This window comes from Nocardioides bruguierae (assembly GCF_023554635.1).
Taxonomy (GTDB): domain Bacteria; phylum Actinomycetota; class Actinomycetes; order Propionibacteriales; family Nocardioidaceae; genus Nocardioides; species Nocardioides bruguierae.
The window spans coordinates 40,832-63,059 of the sequence record NZ_JAMJPH010000010.1 but is presented as its reverse complement, the minus strand read 5'-3'; the positions used below and the strand labels follow the sequence as shown (position 1 = coordinate 63,059).

Below are 22,228 nucleotides of genomic sequence, written 5' to 3'. Positions count from 1 at the left end.
ACCGGGACCCTCGTCCCGCCGAGTCGGCAGAAACTCTCAGCGCGATGCCCGCCGGCGGTCCGAGGCAGGGGAACCGACCGGCGGGCGGCGGCGTCCGATCGGCATGACCACCCGGACCACCTGCCTGCGCCTCGCCGGCGCCCTGTGCCTGATCACGCTGCTCGCGCCCGTGGCAGCCTGCTCGTCCTCGAGCTCCGACGGCCTCACCGGCTCCGACAGCGTCGGGGCCGAGTCCTTCGCCGACGGCGGGGCGGACGACGCAGCCGACTCCTCCGCCGACGTCGCGGGCGGCTCGGCCGGCGGCCCCGACACCCTCTCCCGCCGCAGCGTCACCGCCACCGCCGAGGACACCGGCGGCGCGATCGCGCCCCAGCTGATCTCCACGGGCCACGTCTCGCTCCAGGCCGACGACGTGGACGACGCCGTCGCCGGTGCGCGGGGCGTCGCCGCCGCCCTGGGCGGAACCGTGAGCGACGCGGGCACGCGCGCGGACAGCGACGGCACCGCCGTGCGGGCCGACCTCACGCTCCGGGTGCCTGCCGCCTCGTTCGACGAGGCGATGGAGGAGCTGGGATCACTGGGCGTGCGGCTGGACAGCACCGCGAGCAGCGAGGACGTGACGACGCAGGTGGTCGACACGGCGGTCCGGGTGCGCGTGCAGCGGGCGAGCATCCGCCGGATCGAGGCGCTGCTGGACCGCGCCACCAGCATCCGTGCGGTGGTGCAGGTGGAGTCGCAGCTGACGCGCCGGCAGGCCGACCTCACCAGCCTGCTGCGTCAGCAGGCGGCGCTGGCCGACCGCACGAGCCTGTCCACCATCACCGTCGACGTGCGGCGCACGCCCGCCGAGGTGGTGCGCGAGACCGAGGAGGCCAGCGGCTTCCTGGCCGGGCTCGGACGCGGCTGGGACGGCCTCGTGGCCCTCCTGACCGGGCTCGCCACCACGGCCGGCGTGCTGCTGCCGTTCGCGGTGCTGCTCGCGGTGCTCGGGGTGCCCGCCGCGCTCGTGGTGCGACGGCTGCGCCGCCGACGCGGCACCCCTCCCCCGGCGACCGCCGCCTAGGCGCCGCTGGTCGAGGAGGTTGCGCAGCAACCGTCGCGAGACCGAGGTGCCTGAACCGGGTCAGTCCAGCGGGTAGGACTGCACGAACTCGGTGAGCCGCGCGAGCTGGTCGGGGTCGGTGGAGGGGATGACGCCGTGGCCGAGGTTGAAGACGTGGCCCTTCGCGGCGCGGCCGGCCTCGATCACCTCGGCGGCCCGGGCGAGCATCACCTCGGTGGGCGCGAAGACCAGGGTCGGGTCGAGGTTGCCCTGCACGCCCCGGTCACCCACGGCGGCGATGCCGCGCTCGAGCGGGGTGCGCCAGTCGACACCGACGACGTCGGCGCCGGCCTCGCCCATGAGGTCGAGCAGGTTCGAGGTGCCGACGCCGAAGTGGATGCGCGGCACGCCCAGCTCGCCGGCCGAGGCCAGGACACGGGCCGAGTGCGGCATCACGTGCTCGGCGTAGTCGGCGGGGGTCAGCGCCCCGGCCCAGGAGTCGAAGAGCTGGACGGCCCGCGCGCCGGCGTCCACCTGGACCTCCAGGAACGCCGCGGCGATGCCGCCGATCTTGCGCATGAGGGCGTCCCACACGTCGGGGGCGCCGAACATCATCGCCTTGGTCTTCGCGTGCTCCTTGGAGGGGCCGCCCTCGACGAGGTAGGACGCGACGGTGAACGGCGCACCGGCGAAGCCGATCAGCGGGGTCTCCCCCAGCTCGCCGACCAGGTTGCGCACGGCCTGGGTGATGAACGGGACGTGCTCGGGAGTGAGGTCCGGGATCGCGGCGACGTCCTCGAGGGTGCGCACCGGGCTCGCCACGACCGGGCCGACGCCGGGCTTGATGTCGAGGTCGACGCCGACGGCCTTGAGCGGCAGCACGATGTCGGAGAAGAAGATCGCCGCGTCGACGCCGTAGCGGCGCACGGGCTGGAGGGTGATCTCGGTGATCAGGTCCGCGTTCATGCAGGACTCCAGCATGCCCACGCCCTCGCGCACCTTCAGGTACTCCGGCAGCGACCGGCCGGCCTGGCGCATGTACCAGACGGGGGTGCGGGAGACCGGCTCACCGCGCAGGGCGGCGAGGAGGGGCGACGGGGCGGTGGAGGCGGCGCTGCTGCTCACCGCTCCATCGTCGCAGGTGCCCCGGCGTGTTCCCACATCCGCCGAGGGGCCCGGAGCCGTACGCTGGGCGGCATGGTCGTCCGTCACGAGACGCGCCGCGAGCCCGCGGCGCCCGTCGAGCCTCCCGCGTTCAGCGAGGCGGTCCACGGGATGCGTCGCGCGGCGGTGCGGCCCGAGCTGCTGGTGGAGGCCGCCCCGGCCCCCCAGCGGATCGCCCCCTTCTCCAGCGCCCTGTCCGCCGACGTCGTGGTCGACGACACCGACATCGGCACCGGGCGGATCATCCTGCTGCACGACCCGGCCGGCAACGACGCGTGGGGCGGCACCTTCCGGTGCGTCACCTACGCGCGTGCCGAGATCGAGGTCGAGGTGGCCACGGACGCGATGGTCGCCGAGGTCGCGTGGACCTGGCTGACCGAGGCGCTCGACGCCCACGACGCCACGCACCACGAGATCGCGGGCACCGTGACGCGCGTGGCCACGGACGCGTTCGGCCAGATGGCGGAGGAGGGCGGCACCGCCCAGATCGAGATCCGCGCGTCCTGGACGCCCGGGTCTCCCGACGACCACCCTGACACCGTGCCCGACCTGGCACGGCACGTGCAGGCCTGGGGCGAGCTGCTCTGCACCGCCGCCGGCCTGCCGCCGCTTCCGGAGGGGGTCGCGCTGCTGCCGCTGCGCCGACCCGCCCCCGGGGGTCAGCGCGGAGAGGACCGATGACCACCGCCGGGAACGACCCCGAGACCACCGACGAGACGGCCCCCGAGGCCCCGGCGCACGTCCCGCTCCTGGAGCTGCGGGACCCGATGCCCCCCGTGGTGGACACCCCGGCGGCGCTGGCCGCCGTGTGCGAGGCCGTGGCCGCCGGCACCGGCCCGGTGGCGATCGACGCGGAACGCGCCTCGGGCTACCGCTACTCCAACCGTGCCTACCTGATCCAGCTGCGCCGCACCGGCTCCGGCACCCACCTGGTCGACCCGGTGGCGTTCCCCGACCTGGCCCCGCTCCAGGAGGCCATCGGCGACGCCGAGTGGATCCTGCACGCGGCGACCCAGGACCTGCCCTGCCTGCGCGAGGAGGGCCTCGTGCCCGCCGCGCTCTTCGACACCGAGCTCGCCGGCCGCCTCCTGGGCCACGCCCGCGTCGGGCTGGCCAGCATCGTGGAGGAGGTGCTCGGACGCCGGCTCAAGAAGGAGCACTCGGCGGTCGACTGGTCGACCCGTCCGCTCCCCGAGCCCTGGCTGCTCTACGCCGCCCTCGACGTCGAGGTGCTGGTCGAGCTGCGCGAGGCGTTGGCCACCGAGCTCGAGGACCAGGGCAAGGCCCAGTGGGCGGCCGAGGAGTTCGAGCACCTGCTGGACTTCGAGCCCGCCGTGCGCGAGGACCCCTGGCGGCGCACCTCGGGCGTGCACAAGCTGCGCGGCCGGCGGTCGCTGGCCGCCGTGAAGCTGCTGTGGGAGACCCGCGACTCGATCGCCGAGCGCCGCGACGTCACGCCGAGCCGGGTGCTGCCCGACTCCGCGATCACCGTGGCCGCCTCGCAGCTGCCGCAGGACAAGAACGCGCTGCTCTCGCTCAAGGGCTTCCACGGACGGGGCGCCGAGCGGTACGCCGCCCGGTGGGTCGACGCCCTCCAGCGCAGCGCGGCCCTCGACGAGGAGGAGCTGCCCTCGCGCAACCTGCGCGGCGACGGGCCGCCGGTCGTCCGGGCCTGGGCCGACCGCGACCCCGTGGCCGCCCGCCGCCTCCTGCAGGCGCGTGAGCACATCGCCGCCCTCGGCGAGGAGCACCAGGTGCCGGTGGAGAACCTGCTGACCCCGGACTACCTGCGCCGCGTGCTGTGGACGCCGCCGCGCACCCGCGAGCCGCAGGACCTGGCCGCGCAGGTCGACGCCCGCCTGGCCGACCTGGGTGCCCGCCCGTGGCAGCGCACGCTGACCGGCCCCGTGATCGTCCGCGCCATCATCGACGCCGACGTGGAGCCGGAGCCCGCCGAGCCGGAGCCGGTGGAACCGGCTGAGGCCGAGCAGGACTGACCGTCACGGCCGCCGAGGGCCTCAGCCCTCGGCGCCGTCGGACTCCCCGGAGTCGGTGGGGTCGGTGGAGTCGCCCGAGTCACCGCTGTCCTCGGACTCCGGCTGCGGCAGCACCTCGCGGGAGAGGCTGTCGATGATGCTCGCCTGGAGCGGCACGTCGATGCGACCGCGCTTCTCGTACATGCCCTCGATCAGCGGGTCGACGACGTCGAGGAGGTCCTCCCACTCGGTCAGCAGCGGCGGCCGGACCATGTTGCGCACCGTGTAGGTGAACAGGTCGGCGTGCGCGGGCTGCTGGCTGGGCTGGGTGAAGGCCTCGCTGAGGGCCACCGACTGGTTGGCGGGCACGACGGCGCCGGTGGCGGCCAGCGGCTGGAGCACCTCGTCGGAGACGAGGTAGGCCAGCAGGTCGGCGGAGCCGGCGAGCGACTCGGTGTCGGGGTCGAGGCAGAACGCGGTCGTCTCGCCCACCGTGGCCGCGTCGCCGATGCTGGGCAGCGGGATGACGTCGAAGCTGACGCCGGACTTGCGCAGGGCCGGCACCTGGGAGCGCGTGCCGACCATCATCCCGAGCTCGCCGTCCTCGAACCACTGCTGGGCGGACTTGCGGCTCAGCTGGCCCGGGGTCAGCGAGACCTGCTTGTTGCGCATGATCCGCAGCAGGCGGGTGAGGGACTCGACGTCGGAGTCGGAGGACAGGACGAGGGACGTGGGGTCGTCGTCGTCGTCGAAGAGCTGGCCGCCCCCGGAGTAGAGGAACGCCGAGATGCCGGACAGCGACGGGTCGATGTAGAGGCCCGCGGCCGCGCCGCCGTGGTTGTCGTTGACCGCCCAGCGGGCGGCGGCGAGCGCCTCCTCGATGCTCCAGCTGCGACGCGACTCCGAGGGCACCTCGCGGCCGGCCGCCTCCATCGCGTCGAAGTCGATGAGGTCGGTGTTGTAGTAGATGACCTGCGGGTCCACCGTCGAGGGCATGCACTGCAGGCGGCGGTCGGCGGAGAACGCCTCGAGCGCCTCGCGGGAGTAGTCGTCGCCGAAGTCGACGAACCGCTCGTCCAGCAGCTCGTCGACGGGACGGGTCAGCCCCTCCTGGAGCAGGAAGGCCAGGTCGCGGCGGGAGGCGAGGTAGACGTCCGGGACGTCGCCGGCGGAGATCGCGTCCACGGCGTCGGCGCGGGAGTCCCAGACGGTGAGCGTCACCTGCGCCAGCTGGGAGGTGGCGTTGTAGCGGTCGATGGCGCGCCGGTAGGCGGCGACGACGGGCTTGGTTCCCCACAGGCCCACGGTCAGCTCGGGCAGGTCCTCGGTCGGGGTGCCGCTCGCCGTGTCGGAGGCGTCCGCGGAGGAGGAGACGGTCGGCTGGCCCGAGAGGCCGCTCTCGCCCTCGGTGCTGCAACCGACCAGGAGGGCCCCGGTCAGGAGCGTCGCCACGGCCGTGGCTGCCGTCCGCCTGGTGCTGCGCGTGCGCGCGCCTCGTCCGACGACCACCGACTGTGCCTCCTGTGCCTCGTGCTCCTGCTGTGCACCGGCGTGCTGCCGGGGCGCCGAAACCATACCCACCGGCCCCAGGCACTCCGCAGTCCGCGACGCGGGCCAGGGCCGGGGAGCCCGTCGTGCCGGGCCCGGGGCTGGGCTCAGAGCAGCCGGTGGAAGCGCCGCGCCTCGGTGACGACCGCCTCGAACCGCACCCGTTCCAGGGCGGCGCCCTCGCGCCGCACCGACGTCTCCTCCAGCTCGATGAGCCGGTCCAGCCGGACCTCGCTCGGCCGCCGCTGGCGGTCCCAGGCGCCGGAGCCGACGTCCATCCAGTACCGGCCCCAGCGGGCCTCCTGCGTGGCGTCGCGGTCGTGGTCCTGGCTGGTGAGCATGAGGCCGTAGAGCCGCTTGCGGTCGCGGGCGACGAGCAGCACCGGGCGGTCCTTGCCCTGCCGCGGGTCCTCCTCGTAGGTGACCCAGGCCCACACGACCTCGCCGGGGTCGGGCTTGCCGTCGGGACGCGGCGCGTAGCTGACCTTCAGGCCCCGGGTGACCGCCCGCGAGCGGCGGCGCAGGGACGGGACCAGACGGCGCAGCGGGAACCTCACAGCGCGACCCTAGTGTCCTGCGGACGACGACGGGGCGCCCCTCCGGAGGAGGAGCGCCCCGTCGTGACGAGTGGTGCACGCCGGACCGGGAGCGCCTCACGGCGCGTGGCCGCTCGTAGCGGCTTATTTTGGGACCCGGGGCTGCCACAGCCCGACGTGCGCGTCCCACTGTAGGAGTTCTGCGCGCGACCTCAAGTCCACTGCGGCGTGGCGGATCTCATGCGCCCGCGGCCGCGCCCCCGGCGGGATCGCCTCAGCCCTCAGCCGAGGTGGCCACCCAGCTCGGCGTGCCCGGCGGCCTCCAGCTGCTCCGAGAGCGCCAGCATCCTGCGGACGTCGGCGGTCGGGCTGCCCTCCCCCGCCGCCCGGCCCGCGGCGACCACCCGGGTGAACGCCGCGGCGCGGAACAGCACGTCGGCGAAGTCCCCGGTGGCGATGCCACGCAGCACCTCGTCGACCATCGCCCGGAGCGCCTCGGGCCCGGGCGGGTCGGCCACCCCTGCCACGACGCGGGCCACCTGCGCGCTGGCGCGTCCGGCCTCGAAGTCACGGGCGGCGCCGGCGGGGTCGGCGTGCACCCAGGCGCGCAGCAGGTACAGCCGCCACAGGCAGCCGGCCAGCGTGTCGGCGGGCGCTGCCGACCACAGCTCGGCCAGCGTCTCCAGCCCCTCCTCCTCGGCCAGGTGCAGCACCCGGTCCGCGGTGCCGGTGTCGCCCGCGTCCCGCGCCCCGCGGACCAGCAGGTGCGCCGCCCGGTCGGCCGCCTCGCTCACCTGGAGCGGGTCCGGGCCACCCTCGACGCCGTCGAAGAACTCGCCCGTGCGCTGCATCGGGCGGTGGTGGGGGCGGCCGGAGGGCTGCGAGCCGGGAGAAGTCATCGCGCCGAGGCTACGCCGCCCCACCAGCCCTCCCCACCGCCGAGTCGGCTGTCGGGACCCCCGATGAACATTGCTGCCGACTCGGTCCAGGTCCGGGGTCAGGAGGAGGCCGCGGCCAGGGCCTTGCGGACGCGCTGGTCGGAGACGGGCCCGTCGGTGCCGAGCTGCTGGGCCCACAGCGAGACGCGGTACTCCTCGAGCATCCAGCGCACGCTGCGGTGCGCCTCGCTCGGCGGCATGCCCGCTGGCAGCGCGGCGAGCTGGTGCAGGTAGGCCTCCTGGAGGCCCGCGACCGCGTCCATCTGCTGGCGGTCGCGGCCCACGGAGCCGGCGCCCTCGCCGAGCTTCTCCCGCCGCACCCGCATCGCGTGCAGGTAGGTCGGGTACCGCCGCAGGCGGGCGGGGCCGGCCTCGCCGATGAACCCCTCGTGGACGAGGCGGGCCAGCTGCGCGTTGAGGTCCGAGAGCGCCGGCAGCATCGTCATCTCGGTGCGCCCGGAGAGCTCCTTCTCGGTGCGTCGCCAGGAGTCGAGCACCCGCAGGACGTCGGCGAGCAGACCCTTGACCCGCGCGGTCACCTCGGGACGCACGGCGGCGACGAGCGCGTCGAAGGCACCCTGGTCGCGCACGGCCGGGCGGGCGTCGACGGCCTCGCCGACGACCGCGGCGCGGCAGTCGGTGAGCAGGTCGGCGACGCTGCGGTACGGGGAGCCGGCGAGGCCGAGCTTCTCGGCATTGCCGAGCCCGTCCAGCACCTGCTTCACGGTGCTGTCGCCCGCCGCGTCCAGCGCGAGCAGCACCAGGCGCCGCACGGCCAGCCGGTGCCGGGCGTCCCGCTCGGTGGCCGACCCGACGACCTCCAGACCGACGGTGCTGCCCTCGTCCACGAGGCCGGGGTGGGCGGTGACCTCGTGGCCGGCGCGCTTCTGGGTGATCTCGGCGGGGATCTCGCCGAAGACCCAGGTGGTCTCGCCGGTGCGCGCGAGCCCGGAGTCGGCGGCCACGGCGCTCATGGCGTCGCTGAACTGCGGGCGCAGCGGCTCCTTGAGCGCCTCGAGGTCCTTGCCGCGGGCCTGCTCGCGGCCGTCCTCGTCGACGACGCGGAAGGTCGGCTTGAGGTGCTCGGGGATGCGGTCCCAGCCCCACGCGTCGCGGGGGATCACCACCGAGGTGGTGGCGCGGGCCCAGCGCTCCAGGGCGTCCAGCAGCGGCTCGGAGCCCGGAGGCACGGTGCGCAGGAACTCGCGCGCCTTGTCGGGGGCGGGCACGAGCGAGACGCGGAGGTTCTTGGGCAGCGAGCGGATGAGGCTCGTGACCAGCTCCTCGCGCAGGCCGGGCACGTTCCAGGAGAAGTCGCCGGCCTCGACCCGGTTCAGGGTCGCGACCGGCACGTCGATCGTGAGGCCGTCGTCCGCGTGACCCGGCTCGAAGTGGTAGGCGATGGAGAAGGTCAGCCCCTCGTCCTCCCACTGCTCGGGGTAGTCGGCGGCCGAGACCTCGTCGGCGGTGTCGAGGGTCAGCATCGCGGGGTCGAAGTCGAGCAGCCTGGCGTTGCGCTGCCGCTCCTTCTTCCACCACTGCTCGAAGTGCGCGCCCGAGACGACGTCGGCGGGCACGCGGGCGTCGTAGAAGTCGAAGAGGGTGTCCTCCGAGACCACGATGTCGTGGCGGCGGGCGCGGTGCTCGAGCTCCGCGGCTTCCTCCAGCAGCGCCCGGTTGTGCTCGTAGAACTTCTGCCGGCCCGACTCCAGCGCGGCCCAGTCGCCCTCGACCAGGGCGGAGCGCAGGAACATCTCACGGGCCACGGCCGGGTCGACCTTGCCGTACTGGATGAGCCGGTCGGCGACGAGCGGGACGCCGTAGAGCGTCACCTTCTCGTAGGCCATGACGGCGGCGCGCTTGCGGCTCCAGTGCGGCTCGGAGTAGCTGCGCTTGACCAGGTCGCCGGCGAGCTTCTCGGCCCACTCGGGCTGGATCGCGGCGTTCTGCCGCGCCCACAGGCGGCTGGTCTCCACCAGCTCCCCGGCCATCACGAAGGCCGGGTTCTTCCGGTGCAGCACGGAGCCGGGGAAGATCGCGAACTTCGCACCCCGCGCGCCCTGGTACTCCCGCGGGCCGCGCGGCCGGTCCTTGCCCTTGCTGCCCGGCGCGGGCTTCTCCCGCTCCTCCAGCATGCCGATGTGGCTGAGCAGACCCGAGAGCAGCGCGGTGTGGATGCCGTCGGCGTCGGGGACGTCGGCGGGCGTCCCGATCGCGATGTCCATCTCCTTGCAGACCTGGCGCAGCTGCGACTCGTAGTCCTGCCACTCGCGCACGCGCAGGTAGTTGAGGAACTCGGCCTTGCACATGCGTCGGAACGCCGAGGAGGAGAGGTCCTTCTGCTGACGGCGCACGTAGCGCCACAGGTTGAGCCAGGTGAGGAAGTCCGATCCCTCGTGCTTGAACCGGGCGTGCTGCTGGTCGGCCTGGGCCTGCATCTCGGCCGGCCGCTCGCGCGGGTCCTGCAGGGAGAGCGCGGCGGCGATGACGAGCACCTCGCGGACGCAGCCGAGCCTGTCGGCCTCCAGGATCATCCGGCCCAGCCGCGGGTCGATGGGCAGGCGGGCGAGCCGGCGGCCGGTCGGCGTGAGGCCGTCGTCCTCGCGCTGGCGTCCTCCCCTGCCGCGTCCCTGCTGCCCGTGTGCCTGCCCGCGCCCCTGCTCGCGGCGGGACGGCGGCGGGGCCGGCGTCCTCGCCTCGCCCACCCGGATCGCGCCGAGCTCCTCCAGCAGCTGCGTGCCGGCCTGCACGTTGCGCTTGTCCGGGGGTTCCACGAACGGGAACCGGCCGAGGTCGCCCAGGCCCAGCGAGCGCATCTGCAGGATGACGCTGGCCAGGTTGGTGCGCAGGATCTCGGGGTCGGTGAACTCCGGGCGCCCCTCGAAGTCCTCCTCCGAGTACAGCCGGATCGCGATGCCCGGCGCCACGCGGCCGCAGCGGCCGGCGCGCTGGTTGGCGCTGGCCTGGCTGACCGGCTCGATCGGCAGCCGCTGCACCTTCGTGCGCACCGAGTACCGCGAGATGCGGGCGACGCCGGTGTCGACGACGTAGCGGATGCCCGGCACGGTCAGCGAGGTCTCGGCGACGTTGGTGGAGAGCACCACGCGGCGTCCGGTGTGGGGTGCGAAGACCTTGTGCTGCTCGGCCGCCGACAGGCGCGAGTACAGCGGGACGACCTCGGTGCCTCCGCCGCGCGCGAGCACGCCGGACCCGGCGACCTCGGCCAGCGCGTCCGCGGTGTCGCGGATCTCCCGCTCGCCGGGCAGGAACACCAGGACGTCGCCGGGGCCCTCGCCCGCGAGCTCCTGGACGGCCTCGACGACCGCCTCCGTCTGGTCGCGGACGACCACGTCACCGTCGCCGTCCGGGGCGTCGCCACCGTCGGCTCCCGAGCCGTCGAGGTCCATCAGCGGCCGGTACCGGACCTCGACCGGGTAGGTCCGGCCCGAGACCTCGACGACCGGGGCGGGGTTGCCGTCGCGGTCGGCGAAGTGGGAGGCGAACCGATCGACGTCGATGGTCGCGGAGGTGATGACGAGCTTGAGGTCGGGTCGGCGCGGCAGCAGCTGCTTGAGGTAGCCGAGCAGGAAGTCGATGTTCAGCGAGCGTTCGTGGGCCTCGTCGATGATGATCGTGTCGTACTTCCACAGCATCCGGTCGCGCTGGAGCTCGGCCAGCAGGATGCCGTCGGTCATGAGCTTGACCCGGGTGTCCTTGCTGGTCCGGTCGGTGAAGCGCACCTGGTAGCCGACGACGCTCGCGTCCTGGCCCAGCGGCTGCCTGAGCTCCTCGGCGATCCGCTCGGCCACCGAGCGGGCGGCGATCCGGCGCGGCTGGGTGTGGCCGATGAGGCCGCCACGCGCCCGGGTCTTGCCGTCCCGGGCCGTGTGGTGGGTCTGGCGGCCGCGGCCCAGCTCGAGGCAGATCTTCGGCAGCTGGGTCGTCTTGCCCGAGCCGGTCTCGCCGGCGACCACGACGACCTGGTGGTCGCGGATCGCCTCGGCGATGTCGTCGCGCCGCTCGGAGACCGGCAGCTGCGGCGGGTAGGTGATCTCCAGGTCGGGTGCCGGTGCCGGCGCGTCGGGGGCCTGGGTGGGGGCGTCGCTCATCTCGCGGGCCATCGTGCCACGCGGGCCCGGGCACCCCGCACCTCGGTTTTCGCCCGCGCGGGTGGGGGGAGGCTCCGGCCACGGCACCCTCGACGTCCACGACACTCGGCCCCGACGATGTCGAGGGCGCCGGGGCGGCTCCGACCCAGGGGTGAGCGTCGCCACCGGCGGCGCCGCAGACGAGAGGACGACACCGTGCCGAAGTACCTGTTGCTCAAGCACTACCGCGGCGCCCCCGCGGCCGTGAACGACGTGCCGATGGACCGCTGGACGCCGCAGGAGGTCACCGACCACATCGCCTACATGCGCGACTGGGCGGCCCGCCTCGAGGCCACCGGCGAGTTCGTGGACGGGCAGGCGCTCTCCCCCGACGGGCTGTGGGTCCGCTCCGACGGCGAGGGCCGGCCGCCGGTCACCGACGGCCCGTTCGCCGAGACCAAGGACCTCGCCGCGGGCTGGATGATCATCGACGTGGAGACCCGCGAGCGCGCCATCGAGCTGGCCGGCGAGCTCTCGGCCGCCCCCGGCGCCGGCGGACGCCCCATCCACGAGTGGCTGGAGCTGCGCCCGTTCCTCAACGACCCCGCCCCGGCGACCGACGAGTGAGCGAGCCTGCCGCGTCCCTCGACCCGGGCAGCGCCCGGGTCGTGCGGGAGCTGGCGCCCCGGGTCCTGTCGGTGCTGCTGGCCCGGGGCGCCGACTTCTCCTCGGCCGAGGACGCGGTCGCCGAGGCCCTGCTGCAGGCGGTCACCACCTGGGCGCAGGACCCGCCGCGGGACCCGCAGGGCTGGCTGGTGACCACCGCCTGGCGCCGCTGGGTCGACGGCGTCCGCTCGGCGTCGGCCCGCACGGCGCGCGAGGAGGCGCTGGCCCTGGCCCCGCCGCCCGGCGACGTGCCGGGCACCGACGACACCCTCGAGCTCTACCGGCTGTGCGCCCACCCGGCCCTGTCCACCGCCTCGGCGGCAGCGCTCGTCCTGCGCGCGGTCGGCGGCCTCACGACGCGGCAGGTGGCGGACGCCTTCGCCGTGCCCGAGGCGACCATGGCGCAGCGGATCAGTCGCGCCAAGCGCACCGTGCGCGAGCAGGGGCTGCCGCCCTCCGGTTCCCTCACCAGCGTGCTGCGGGCGCTCTACCTGGTCTTCAACGAGGGTCACGACGGTGACGTGGACCTGTGCGAGGAGGCGATCCGCCTGGCCCGCGAGCTGCACCGGCGCACCGCGGACGAGGAGGCCGCGGGCCTCCTCGCGCTCCTGCTGCTGCACCACGCCCGACGCCCGGCACGCACGGACGAGGCGGGGCAGCTCGTGCCCCTGGACCGGCAGGACCGGACCCGCTGGCGCACCGACCTGGCGGCCGAGGGCGTCGCCGTGCTCCAGGCCGCGCTGGCCCGGGAAAGGCGCGGCGAGTACCAGCTGCAGGCGGCGGTGGCCGCCCTGCACTGCGACGCCGCCACCTGGGAGGAGACCGACTGGCCTCAGGTCGTGGCCTGGTACGACGACCTCGTGGCCCTCACCGCCTCCCCCGTGCACGCGCTCGGCCGGGTGGTCGCGCTCGGTGAGGCGCAGGGGTCGGCCGCGGGGCTCGCGGCGCTGGCCGCCGTCCCGGCCGACGTGCCCCGCCGCGTGGCGGTGGAGGCCCGGCTGCGCGAGGCCGCCGGGGAGCGGGCGGTGGCCGCGAACCTGTACGCCGAGGCGGCCCGGCGGGCCACCCGGGTGCGCGAGCGCGACCACCTCGTGCGGGAGGCGGCGCGGTTGCGCCAGGGCCGCTGAGGGCGTCCGGGTCACGGCCTGGATCAAGGCCGAGGACCAGGGCCGGGGTCAAGGCCGAGGTCACGATCAAGGCCAAGATCAAGGTCAAGGTCAGGGTCCCGGGAGCCTGGACCACCCGTGCTCCCGGGACCCTGACGCTGCCGGCGTGACGTCGCGGGCGAGACCCCCCAGTCCGCCCGGCCGCGCGCCGGCCACGGTCACCGCGGCAGCGGTCCCTCCCCGCCACGTCCGCTCGCCGGGCCGTGCCGCGTAGGGCAGGCGACCGGGGCGAGCAGCCGTGTCTCGGGTGCGGAGAGGACTGCCGTGTCGACCTGGTGACGACTCTGGCGCGGCAGCCTGTGGTGGGCCTGTGCCCGACGCGAGGTTGTGCTGAGGACCGGCTGCCGGACCGCTGACGCCACGAGACGGGCGCCCCCGAGCGCTGCCGGGAGCGTACTGACGTCCGCTGGCCGCAGCCCGTGCGTGCGCCCGGTGCGGCCGGTGCTGTGGCACTCTCAGGACACCGAGCGCCCTTTCACAGAAAGCGCACAGACAGGAGCCTCACAGTGTCAGCCATGGACCTCACCCGCCCGGACGGCACTCCCCTCCGCGTCCTCGTCGTGGACGACGAGATCAACATCGCCGAGCTCATCTCCATGGCCCTGCGCTACGAGGGCTGGGAGGTGCAGGCCGCGCACTCCGGCTCCAAGGCGGTGCAGGCAGCCAAGGACTTCCGCCCCGACGCGATCGTGCTCGACATGATGCTGCCGGACTTCGACGGCATGGAGGTGCTGCGGCGCATCCGCGGCTTCGACGCCCTCGTGCCGGTCGTCTTCCTCACGGCGCGGGACGCGGTGGAGGACCGGATCGCGGGCCTGACCGCGGGTGGCGACGACTACGTCACCAAGCCGTTCAGCCTCGAGGAGGTCGTGGCCCGGTTGCGTGGCCTCATGCGGCGGGCCGGCGCCCAGCAGCAGCAGGAGTCCTCGCTGCTCACCGTGGGCGACCTGTCGCTGGACGAGGACAGCCACGAGGTCTTCCGCGACGGCACCGAGATCAACCTGACCGCCACCGAGTTCGAGCTGCTCCGCTTCCTCATGCGCAACCCGCGCCGCGTGCTGAGCAAGGCCCAGATCCTCGACCGCGTCTGGAACTACGACTTCGGCGGCCAGGCCAACGTGGTGGAGCTCTACATCTCCTACCTGCGCAAGAAGATCGACGCCGGCCGCGACCCGATGATCCACACCATGCGCGGCGCCGGGTACGTGCTCAAGCCCGCCGCCTGACACGCTTCGCCGCGCCCGCACCCGCACCACCCCGAGGACGACCGTGCCCGAGCAGGACCCCGCCTCTCCCGTCACCGACGTGACGACCGCCGACGCGTCGACGTCCCCCACGGCAACCGCCGCGGGCGGTCCTGGGGGCGGTCCTGGGGGCAGCCCCGAGGGCGCCGCGTCCGGTCGCCGAGCCCGGCTGGCCGCGGTCCTGGGCACCTCGCCCCTGGCCCGGCCCGCCCGCGCGGTGTGGCGGCAGCGGCACCGGCTGGCGCCGCTCTCGACCCGCCTCGTCCTCACCGCCGTGGCGCTGGTCGTGGCGATCAGCGTGGTCATCGGCGGGGTCGCCACGGTGGCGGTGCACGCCTACCTGATGGGGCAGCTGGACGACGACGTCACCGCCGCGCTCGACCGGTCGGCGAAGTTCCCCGGCATCTCCGCGGGGTCACTCGGCGAGGCCCCGCCCGACGACGGGCGCGACTCCAGCACCGACCAGCGCGACGACGACCGCGGGTTCGGGCAGGGCTTCGGCTCGATGGAGGCCTACTTCCTCGGCGACGGGTACGTGAACTCCGACGGCACGACCGAGGCCGGCGTCGTCATCACCCAGGGCTCCGACGGGGCCGCGTCCTTCTCCCTGCTCTCCGGGGAGGCGCTCGAGCAGCTCTCCGACCTCGACACCGACGGCACCCCGGTGACCGTGCGCGTGGCGGGCCAGGGCGAGTACCGGGTGGCCGCGACGCAGACCGTGTACGGCGTGGCCGTGGCCGGTCTGCCGGTGGGCGACGTGGAGGACGTGGTGCGCACGCTGCTGGCCTGGGAGGTCGCGCTGATCCTCGGTGGCGCCGTGGTCGCGACCGGTGCCGGGCTGGTGCTGGTGCGCCGGCAGCTGCGGCCGCTGAAGGAGGTCGCCGAGACCGCGCACACGGTGGCCACGCTGCCGCTCTCCTCGGGCGAGATCGACCTGGACGAGCGGGTGCCCGACCACCTCACCGACGCCCGCACCGAGGTCGGCCAGGTGGGCGCGGCCCTCAACACGCTGCTCGAGCACGTCGAGACCTCGCTCTCCGCGCGGCACCGCTCCGAGCAGCAGGTCCGCCAGTTCGTGGCGGACGCCAGCCACGAGCTGCGCACTCCCCTGGCGACGATCGCCGGCTACGCCGAGCTGGCCCGCCGGCGCCCGGACGACGCCGGCGCCCAGCGCCTGGCCCTGGCCAAGGTGGAGGAGGAGTCGGCGCGGATGACGGCGCTCGTGCAGGACCTGCTCCTGCTGGCCCGCCTGGACGCCGGCCGCCCGCTGGAGCGTCGACCGGTGGACCTGACCCGGATGCTGCTCGAGGCGGTCTCCGACGCCCGGGTCGTCTCCCCCGCCCACGAGTGGCGCCTGGAGCTGGCCGACGAGGCCGTCGAGGTGGTGGGCGACGAGCTGCGGCTGCACCAGGTGCTGACCAACCTGCTCACCAACGCCCGCAAGTACACCCCCGAGGGGTCGACCGTCACCGTGGCCGCCCTGCCGGACGGGTTCACCGTGCACGACGACGGGCCGGGCTTCCCCGCCGAGCTGGTGGGGCACGCCTTCGAGCGGTTCGTCCGCGGCGACCAGGCGCGCAACCGCGAGGGCGGCGCCGGCCTGGGGCTCTCCCTGGTCCGGGCCATCGTCAGCGCCCACGGCGGCACGGTCACGCTGCGCTCCGTCCCCGGCGACACCACGATCGAGGTCCGGCTGCCCGTGGCCTGAGGCCCCGCACCCCGGCTCGCGCATCGTCAGATTGTCTGACAATCTTGGACTTGCGGCCGCACACCTGGTCTCGTGGAGGAGACCCCCGCGGTGCCGCGGCCCGGCGTGCCCGCGGCCCGAGCACCGTGGCCGCTCCCCGACCACGGCCGTCCCGCGGCCCCGCAGCACAGGAGGCGACATCGTGACCGTCACCGAGTCCAGCACCGAGAGCACCTCGGCCGGTGCCACCCGCACCACCCAGGCCTTCCAGGAGGCGGAGGCCCGCACGGCCCACAACTACAAGCCGCTCCCCGTCGTCCTGGAGCACGCCGAGGGCGCCTGGATGACCGACGTCGACGGCCGCCGCTTCCTCGACCTGCTCGCCGGGTACTCCGCCCTCAACTTCGGCCACGGCCACCCGGGGCTGCTGCGGGTCGCCCACGAGCAGCTCGACAAGCTGACGCTGACCAGCCGCGCCTTCGTGCACGACCGGTTCGCCGAGTTCTGCGCCTCGCTGGCCGACCTGTGCGGCAAGGACATGGTGCTGCCGATGAACACCGGCGCCGAGGCCGTCGAGACCGCCATCAAGGTCATGCGCAAGTGGGGCTACGAGACCAAGGGCGTGGCCCCGGGCCAGGCCACCGTCATCGTCGCCTCCGGCAACTTCCACGGCCGCACCACCACGATCGTCGGCTTCTCCGACGACCCGGACGCCCACGACGGCTTCGGGCCGTTCGCGCCCGGCTTCACGATGGTCCCCTACGGCGACCTGGACGCGATGGCCGCCGCGATGGACGAGAACACCGTCGGCGTCCTGATCGAGCCGATCCAGGGCGAGGGCGGCGTGGTGATCCCGCCGGAGGGCTACCTGCGCGGCGTCCGCGAGCTGACCGCCGAGCGCGGCGTGCTCTTCGCCGCCGACGAGATCCAGGCCGGCCTGGGCCGCACCGGCAAGACCTTCGCCTGCGACCACGAGGACGTCGTCCCCGACCTCTACGTGCTCGGCAAGGCCCTGGGCGGCGGCGTCGTCCCGGTCTCCGCCGTGGTGGCGGACGCGGACGTGCTCGGCGTCCTGCGCCCGGGCCAGCACGGCTCGACCTTCGGCGGCAACGCCCTGGCCTGCGCCGTCGGCACCGAGGTGGTCGCCATGCTGCGCAGCGGCGAGTACCAGGAGCGCGCCACCCGCCTCGGCGAGGTGCTCCGCTCCCGGCTCGAGGCCCTCGTGGGCCACGGCGTCCTCGCCGTCCGCGTCCGCGGCCTGTGGGCGGGCGTCGACATCGACCCCGCCGTCGGCACCGGTCGCGAGGTCTGCGAGAAGCTCATGGCCCGGGGGGTGCTGGCCAAGGACACCCACGGCTCCACCATCCGCCTCGCCCCGCCGCTGGTCGTCTCCGAGGCCGACCTGTCGTGGGGCCTGGATCAGCTCGAGGCCGTCGTCCGCGGCGAGTGAGCCGCGTGCGGACCGGTCCGGCCCGCGGGTCTGGACCGGTCGGGAACCCTGGGCGCTCGCGCCTGCGGCGGATGCCCGGAGGGGTAGCCTGACGGCGTCCTGACGACGCGCGATCGCCGCAGGACCGGCGGGCCCCAGGCCCGCCGACGCAACTCCTGGACGCGAGCGCCACGCCTCCCGAGGTCCTGAGACTCCCTCGGGCGCGTGGCGCTCGCTTCGTTCCGGAGCCGGGTCAGGAATCGCCGGGATCGGGCCGGGTCAGGACGGGGTCAGGACGGGGCGGGCAGCAGCGCCTCGGGCGCGGCCGAGGCCAGCAGCGCCGGCAGCGCGTCGGTGACGAGGCCGAGCAGGTCCTCGCGAGTCGCGCCGGCGCGGCGCCCGTCCGCGTCGACCGGCGCGCCCTTCCAGGCCAGGACGCTCTCCTCCACGAACGCCGCCCACCCGCGCACGGCCAGGCGGGCCATCGGGCCGTCGGCCACCAGCGCCGGCCGGGAGGCGAAGACCCGGTCGACCAGGACGGTCCGGGTCTCCTCGTAGATCGCGCGCAGCTCCTCGGCCCCGCCGGCGGCCGAGCGCACCAGCGACACGTAGCCGGCGTAGCTGGCGTCGACGTAGTCGAGGTAGCCCGCCATGGAGACCCGCAGCCGCTCGAGCGGCTCCCCCGTGCGCGGCGGCTCGGTGCGGGCGATCAGCTCGTCCGCGGAGCGCCGGACGACGGCCGCGTGGAAGTCGTGCTTGTTGCCGAAGTAGTGGTAGAGCAGGCCGCGGGAGATGCCGGCCTCCTCGGCCAGCACGTCGATGCTCAGCTGGTCCAGCGGCCGCGAGCCCAGGAGCCGCACGCCCAGGTCGAGCAGCTGCTCGCGGCGCTGCTCGGGCGAGAGCCGGACGCGGCCGCCACGGCTGCGGGCGGGCGCGGGGTCGCGGGGGGCGCTGCTCATGACGGCCACTCTATTGACCATTGTTCAATAGCGCCATACCGTCGGGAGACCCACCCCCGCACCTCCCTAGGACGTGATCAGCGTGCAGGACCTCCGCGACAAGGTCGTCGTCATCACCGGCGCCGGCTCCGGCATCGGCCGGGCCCTCTCCCTCGCCTGCGCCCGGCGCGGCAGCCTGCTGGCGCTCTCGGACGTGAACGCCGAGGGGCTGGCCGAGACCGGCCGCCTGGCCGAGTCGCTCGGCGCCCCCAAGGTGCGCACCGACACCCTCGACGTGGCCGACCGCGCCGCCGTCCTGGCCTACGCCGACGACGTGGCCGAGACCTTCGGGCGGGTCAACCTGGTCGTCAACAACGCCGGCGTGGCCCTCGCGGGCGACCTCGTCGACCTCGAGTTCGAGGACATCGACTGGCTGCTCGGCGTGAACCTGCACGGCGTGCTCAACGGCACCAAGGCGTTCCTCCCCCACCTCATCGCCTCCGGCGAGGGCCACCTGGTCAACATCTCCTCCCTCTTCGGTCTGATGTCGATGCCCGGGCAGTCGATGTACAACGCCGCCAAGTACGCGGTGCGCGGCATGACGGAGTCCGTGCGCGAGGAGATGCTGATCGCCGGCCACCCGGTGGGCGTCACCGCCGTCCACCCCGGAGGCATCAAGACCGCGATCGCCCGCAGCGCCCGCGTCTCCGCCAAGGAGGACCAGGCCGCCACCGCCGCCTACTTCGACAAGCACCTGGCCCGCACGACGCCGGAGAAGGCCGCCGAGGTGATCCTCGCCGGGGTCGAGAAGGAGAAGGCCCGGGTGCTGGTCGGCGCGGACGCGCACGCCCTGCACCTGGTCTCCACCGTGCTCGGCTCGCGCTACCAGGACGTCGTGGCCCGGTTCGCGCGGCGCGCGATGCCGCCCAAGAAGGGCGTCTGAGGCACTCCCCCGGCCCGCCCGGTCAGGAGGGTGAGGACGACGGACGCTGCCGCTGCCGGCGGCGTCGGTCGCTCGCCTCCTGCTCGGGCGTGACGGTGCGCAGGCTGCCCGTGGTCGTCGAGCCACGCTTGCGGCGCTTGGGCCGCGGCACCTTGAGCGGCCCGACCAGGCGCGGGCCGGAGAGCCGGTGCTCCAGCTTCGAGGCCTCGCGCGCCAGCGGCTGCGCCAGGTACTCGCCGAGGATGACGCCGGAGGCGATCGAGATGGCCACCGAGATGGCCGCGACCATCGCCAGCAGGCCCTCGGAGATCGCGCTGCCGCCCTCGCTGAGCAGCGTCAGCGACCGGTAGATCGAGAGACCGGGCAGCATCGGGACGACGCCGGAGACCACCACGACCAGCGGCGGCACCCGGTACCGCGCGGCCAGGTGGTAGGCCACGAGACCGACCGCCGTGGCGGCGAACGCGGTGGACCAGGCCCGCGCCAGGTCGACCTCGGCCAGGGTGCGGCTGATGACGATGGCCACGCCGGCCACGCCCGCCACCGCGGGCAGGACCCGCAGCGGCGCGTACGAGGCGTACGCGAACCCGGCGGCCGCCAGCGCGGAGCCGAGCACGAGCATGCCGACGGTCTGCAGGTTGTAGGTCCCCGGCTCCAGGACGGGGGTGGGCAGCCCGACCGCGCCGCCCAGGCTCAGCCCGCCCGAGACGCCGGCGATGATGCCGGCGGTCGCGAGGAACGCCTCCATCAACCGCGCCGAGGCGGTCACGTAGTAGCCGGTGAGCGCGTCCTGGAGCGCGCCGACGAAGCCGACGCCCGCGAGCAGCATGATGATGTTCGCGGTGACGACCTGGGAGACGTTGATCTGGAGCGGGGTGGCCGCCACCCCCAGCGCCAGCAGCGTCGCGACGCCGCCGCCGGCGACCTGCTGGTAGAAGCTGGGCAGGCGGCGCTTGGCCATCCGGTGCTGGATGCGGTCGATGAGCACGGCGGACACCGCGGCCAGGGCGATGACCAGCGGCTTGCCGCCGAGCTGGAGGCCGACGCCCGCGCACATGACGGCCCAGGCGATGGTGACGGCCCAGCGCGGGCGCGAGCGCCCGGTCGAGGTGATGCGGCCCATCTCGGTGCGGGCCTGGCGCAGGTCGACCTCCTCGCGCAGCAGCGCGCGGACGAGGTGGTCGACCGAGGTGAGCTGGTCGTAGTCGATGGTGCGGCGGCTGACCTGGCGGTTGCCCACGACCGGCGGGTCGCCCAGCTCCTCCTGCGCCGTCATCGACAGCGAGGTGAAGGTGACGTCCACGTCGACGTTGCGGATGCCGAGCGCGGCGGCCACCGACTGCATGGTGGCCGAGACGTCGGCGGCGCCGGCGCCGCTGCTGAGCAGCACCTCGCCGATGCGCAGGCACAGGTCCAGGCCCAGCGCGGTCTCGCGCATGACGGCCTCACGGCGGGCGGCCTCGAGCCGCTCCTGCTCGCGCTCGTGCTCGGCGCGGCGCGCGGCCTCCTCGGCGGTCGCCTCGAGGGCCTGCTCGGGCGCGGCGTCAGGGGGTGGAGTCTGGTCGTGCGGGGTCACCCTCGGATCGTGACAGCAGGCGCGGCGCGACCCCAATCGAGCCGATCAGCGCCCGATCCGGCCCCGATCCGGCCCACTCCTCCCCCGCGCGGCGGGGCACGGCCGGTGCCGAGTGTGGAACGCTGTCGCCGTGCGCATCGACTTCCGTTCCTCCCCCGAGCCCACGCTGGGGGTGGAGTGGGAGCTGGCGCTGGTCGACCGCACCACGCGGGACCTGCGCAACGACGCCACCGACCTCTTCGCAGCGGCCGGGCCCGTCATGGCCCAGCCCGAGAAGCTGCACTCCGAGCTGCTGCGCAACACCGTCGAGATGGTCACCGGCATCTGCCGCACCACCGGCGAGGCGGTCGAGGACCTGCGCCGCACCCTGAGCGACGTCGTCCCGACCGCGGACGCGCTGGGCATCGACCTCTACGGCGGCGGCACCCACCCGTTCGCCTCGTGGAGCGCGCAGCAGCTGACCGAGGGCCACCGCTACGCCGAGCTCATCAACCGCACCCAGTGGTGGGGCCGCCAGATGCTCATCTGGGGCCTGCACGTGCACGTCGGCCTGCCCGAGGTCAGCCGGGTGATGCCCGTCCTCAACGGCCTGCTCACCTACTTCCCCCACCTCCAGGCCCTCTCCGCGTCGTCCCCGACCTGGGCGGGCACGGACACCGGCTACGCCTCCAACCGGGCCCTGCTCTTCCAGCAGCTGCCCACGGCCGGGCTGCCGTTCCAGTTCGAGCGGTGGGAGGAGTTCGAGTCCTTCGCGCAGGACCAGCTGACCACGGGCGTGGTCGACCACCTGAACGAGATCCGCTGGGACGTGCGGCCCGCGCCGCACCTGGGCACGCTGGAGAACCGGATCTGCGACGGCGTCTCCACCTTCGCCGACCTCTCCGCCCTCGTGGCGCTCACCCACTGCCTGGTCGTCGACCTGGACCAGCGGGTGGCCGCCGGCGAGCAGGTCGCCACGATGCCGCCCTGGCACGTGCAGGAGAACAAGTGGCGCGCGGCGCGCTACGGCCTGGACGCGATCGTCATCCTGGACGCCGAGTCGAACGAGCGCCTCGTGACCGACGACCTCGCCGACCTGGTCGTGCGGCTGGAGCCCGTCGCGGAGCGCCTGGGCTGCAGCGAGGAGCTGGCCTCGGTGAACGACCTGGTCGAGCGGGGCGCCTCCTACCAGCGGCAGCGGCGCGTCGCCGAGGCCACCGGGGGCGACCTGGTGGCGGTCGTCGACTCCGTCGTCCGCGAGCTGCGCGCCGGCCTCTGAGACGTCCCCACCGCCCCCACCGGGCGGGA

Annotated in this window: 17 protein-coding genes; 10 read left to right on the top strand and 7 right to left on the bottom strand. The window is 74.5% G+C overall.

What is annotated here, in order from left to right; translation table 11 throughout:
• Window positions 1-103: 103 nt before the first annotated feature.
• Window positions 104-1,063 carry a DUF4349 domain-containing protein gene (locus M8316_RS06790; protein WP_250053127.1) on the top strand — a complete coding sequence of 320 codons (960 nt, stop codon included), beginning with the start codon at window positions 104-106 and terminating at the stop codon, window positions 1,061-1,063.
• Between the two features lie 60 nt (window positions 1,064-1,123).
• On the opposite strand, the gene hemE is transcribed toward M8316_RS06790, so the two are convergent.
• Entirely contained in the window at window positions 1,124-2,167 is a 1,044-nt protein-coding gene (gene hemE / locus M8316_RS06785; RefSeq protein ID WP_250053125.1) for a uroporphyrinogen decarboxylase, read from the bottom strand.
• Window positions 2,168-2,239: 72 nt separating this feature from the next.
• Here hemE and M8316_RS06780 point away from each other — a divergent pair, with 72 nt between their 5' ends.
• A complete protein-coding gene (locus tag M8316_RS06780) occupies window positions 2,240-2,887 on the top strand; it encodes a DUF3000 domain-containing protein (RefSeq protein ID WP_250053124.1) in 648 nt (215 codons plus the stop codon).
• Window positions 2,884-4,203: a ribonuclease D gene (locus tag M8316_RS06775; protein WP_250053123.1), complete on the top strand. Its 1,320-nt coding sequence runs from the start codon at window positions 2,884-2,886 to the stop codon at window positions 4,201-4,203. Before M8316_RS06780 ends, M8316_RS06775 begins: the two co-directional genes overlap by 4 nt.
• Before the next feature lie 21 nt (window positions 4,204-4,224).
• On the opposite strand, the gene M8316_RS06770 is transcribed toward M8316_RS06775, so the two are convergent.
• From M8316_RS06770 to hrpA, 4 genes are all read right to left on the bottom strand, one after another.
• Window positions 4,225-5,634, bottom strand: a complete 1,410-nt coding sequence (locus tag M8316_RS06770; protein ID WP_250053122.1) for an ABC transporter substrate-binding protein — start codon at window positions 5,632-5,634, stop codon at window positions 4,225-4,227.
• Window positions 5,635-5,837: 203 nt separating this feature from the next.
• The gene (locus M8316_RS06765) at window positions 5,838-6,287 is read right to left on the bottom strand and encodes a type II toxin-antitoxin system PemK/MazF family toxin (protein WP_250053121.1); all 450 of its coding nucleotides are present in this window, start codon (window positions 6,285-6,287) and stop codon (window positions 5,838-5,840) included.
• Window positions 6,288-6,547: 260 nt separating this feature from the next.
• Window positions 6,548-7,165, bottom strand: a complete 618-nt coding sequence (locus M8316_RS06760; RefSeq protein WP_250053120.1) for a hypothetical protein — start codon at window positions 7,163-7,165, stop codon at window positions 6,548-6,550.
• Between the two features lie 98 nt (window positions 7,166-7,263).
• Entirely contained in the window at window positions 7,264-11,313 is a 4,050-nt protein-coding gene (gene hrpA, locus M8316_RS06755; RefSeq protein WP_250053118.1) for an ATP-dependent RNA helicase HrpA, read from the bottom strand.
• Between the two features lie 195 nt (window positions 11,314-11,508).
• On the opposite strand from hrpA, the gene M8316_RS06750 reads away from it, so the two are divergent.
• The 5 genes from M8316_RS06750 to rocD all read left to right on the top strand — a co-directional run bounded on the left by M8316_RS06750 (window position 11,509) and on the right by rocD (window position 17,505).
• On the top strand, window positions 11,509-11,919 hold the full coding sequence (locus M8316_RS06750) for a YciI family protein (protein ID WP_250053117.1): 411 nt from the start codon (window positions 11,509-11,511) through the stop codon (window positions 11,917-11,919).
• Window positions 11,916-13,085 (top strand): RNA polymerase sigma factor, encoded by a 1,170-nt coding sequence (locus M8316_RS06745; protein ID WP_250053116.1) that lies wholly within the window; start codon window positions 11,916-11,918, stop codon window positions 13,083-13,085. Before M8316_RS06750 ends, M8316_RS06745 begins: the two co-directional genes overlap by 4 nt.
• A gap of 554 nt (window positions 13,086-13,639) precedes the next feature.
• A complete protein-coding gene (locus M8316_RS06740) occupies window positions 13,640-14,350 on the top strand; it encodes a response regulator transcription factor (protein WP_250053115.1) in 711 nt (236 codons plus the stop codon).
• A 43-nt stretch (window positions 14,351-14,393) separates the two neighbouring features.
• Window positions 14,394-16,076 carry a sensor histidine kinase gene (locus M8316_RS06735; protein ID WP_250053114.1) on the top strand — a complete coding sequence of 561 codons (1,683 nt, stop codon included), beginning with the start codon at window positions 14,394-14,396 and terminating at the stop codon, window positions 16,074-16,076.
• A gap of 181 nt (window positions 16,077-16,257) precedes the next feature.
• Window positions 16,258-17,505 carry an ornithine--oxo-acid transaminase gene (gene rocD / locus M8316_RS06730; RefSeq protein WP_250053113.1) on the top strand — a complete coding sequence of 416 codons (1,248 nt, stop codon included), beginning with the start codon at window positions 16,258-16,260 and terminating at the stop codon, window positions 17,503-17,505.
• Window positions 17,506-17,774: 269 nt separating this feature from the next.
• On the opposite strand, the gene M8316_RS06725 is transcribed toward rocD, so the two are convergent.
• Complete coding sequence (locus M8316_RS06725; protein ID WP_250053111.1) at window positions 17,775-18,443, bottom strand: TetR/AcrR family transcriptional regulator; 669 nt, start codon at window positions 18,441-18,443, stop codon at window positions 17,775-17,777.
• A gap of 82 nt (window positions 18,444-18,525) precedes the next feature.
• Between M8316_RS06725 and M8316_RS06720 the strand changes: the two genes are divergently transcribed.
• The gene (locus M8316_RS06720; RefSeq protein WP_250053110.1) at window positions 18,526-19,365 is read left to right on the top strand and encodes an SDR family NAD(P)-dependent oxidoreductase; all 840 of its coding nucleotides are present in this window, start codon (window positions 18,526-18,528) and stop codon (window positions 19,363-19,365) included.
• Window positions 19,366-19,387: 22 nt separating this feature from the next.
• Here the strand turns inward: M8316_RS06720 and M8316_RS06715 are convergent, their stop codons facing one another.
• Complete coding sequence (locus tag M8316_RS06715) at window positions 19,388-20,941, bottom strand: threonine/serine exporter family protein (RefSeq protein WP_250053109.1); 1,554 nt, start codon at window positions 20,939-20,941, stop codon at window positions 19,388-19,390.
• Window positions 20,942-21,071: 130 nt separating this feature from the next.
• On the opposite strand from M8316_RS06715, the gene M8316_RS06710 reads away from it, so the two are divergent.
• Window positions 21,072-22,199 (top strand): glutamate--cysteine ligase, encoded by a 1,128-nt coding sequence (locus M8316_RS06710; protein WP_250053108.1) that lies wholly within the window; start codon window positions 21,072-21,074, stop codon window positions 22,197-22,199.
• Window positions 22,200-22,228 lie beyond the last annotated feature (29 nt).

Bases quoted from the DNA above. Each gene is read 5' to 3' on its own strand.
- M8316_RS06780 (WP_250053124.1), top strand. From the start codon at position 2,240: ATGGTCGTCCGTCACGAGACGCGCCGCGAGCCCGCGGCGCCCGTCGAG.
- M8316_RS06790 (WP_250053127.1), top strand. From the start codon at position 104: ATGACCACCCGGACCACCTGCCTGCGCCTCGCCGGCGCCCTGTGCCTG.
- M8316_RS06740 (WP_250053115.1), top strand. From the start codon at position 13,640: ATGGACCTCACCCGCCCGGACGGCACTCCCCTCCGCGTCCTCGTCGTG.
- M8316_RS06775 (WP_250053123.1), top strand. From the start codon at position 2,884: ATGACCACCGCCGGGAACGACCCCGAGACCACCGACGAGACGGCCCCC.
- M8316_RS06760 (WP_250053120.1), bottom strand. From the start codon at position 7,165: ATGACTTCTCCCGGCTCGCAGCCCTCCGGCCGCCCCCACCACCGCCCG.
- hrpA (WP_250053118.1), bottom strand. From the start codon at position 11,313: ATGAGCGACGCCCCCACCCAGGCCCCCGACGCGCCGGCACCGGCACCC.
- M8316_RS06725 (WP_250053111.1), bottom strand. From the start codon at position 18,443: ATGAGCAGCGCCCCCCGCGACCCCGCGCCCGCCCGCAGCCGTGGCGGC.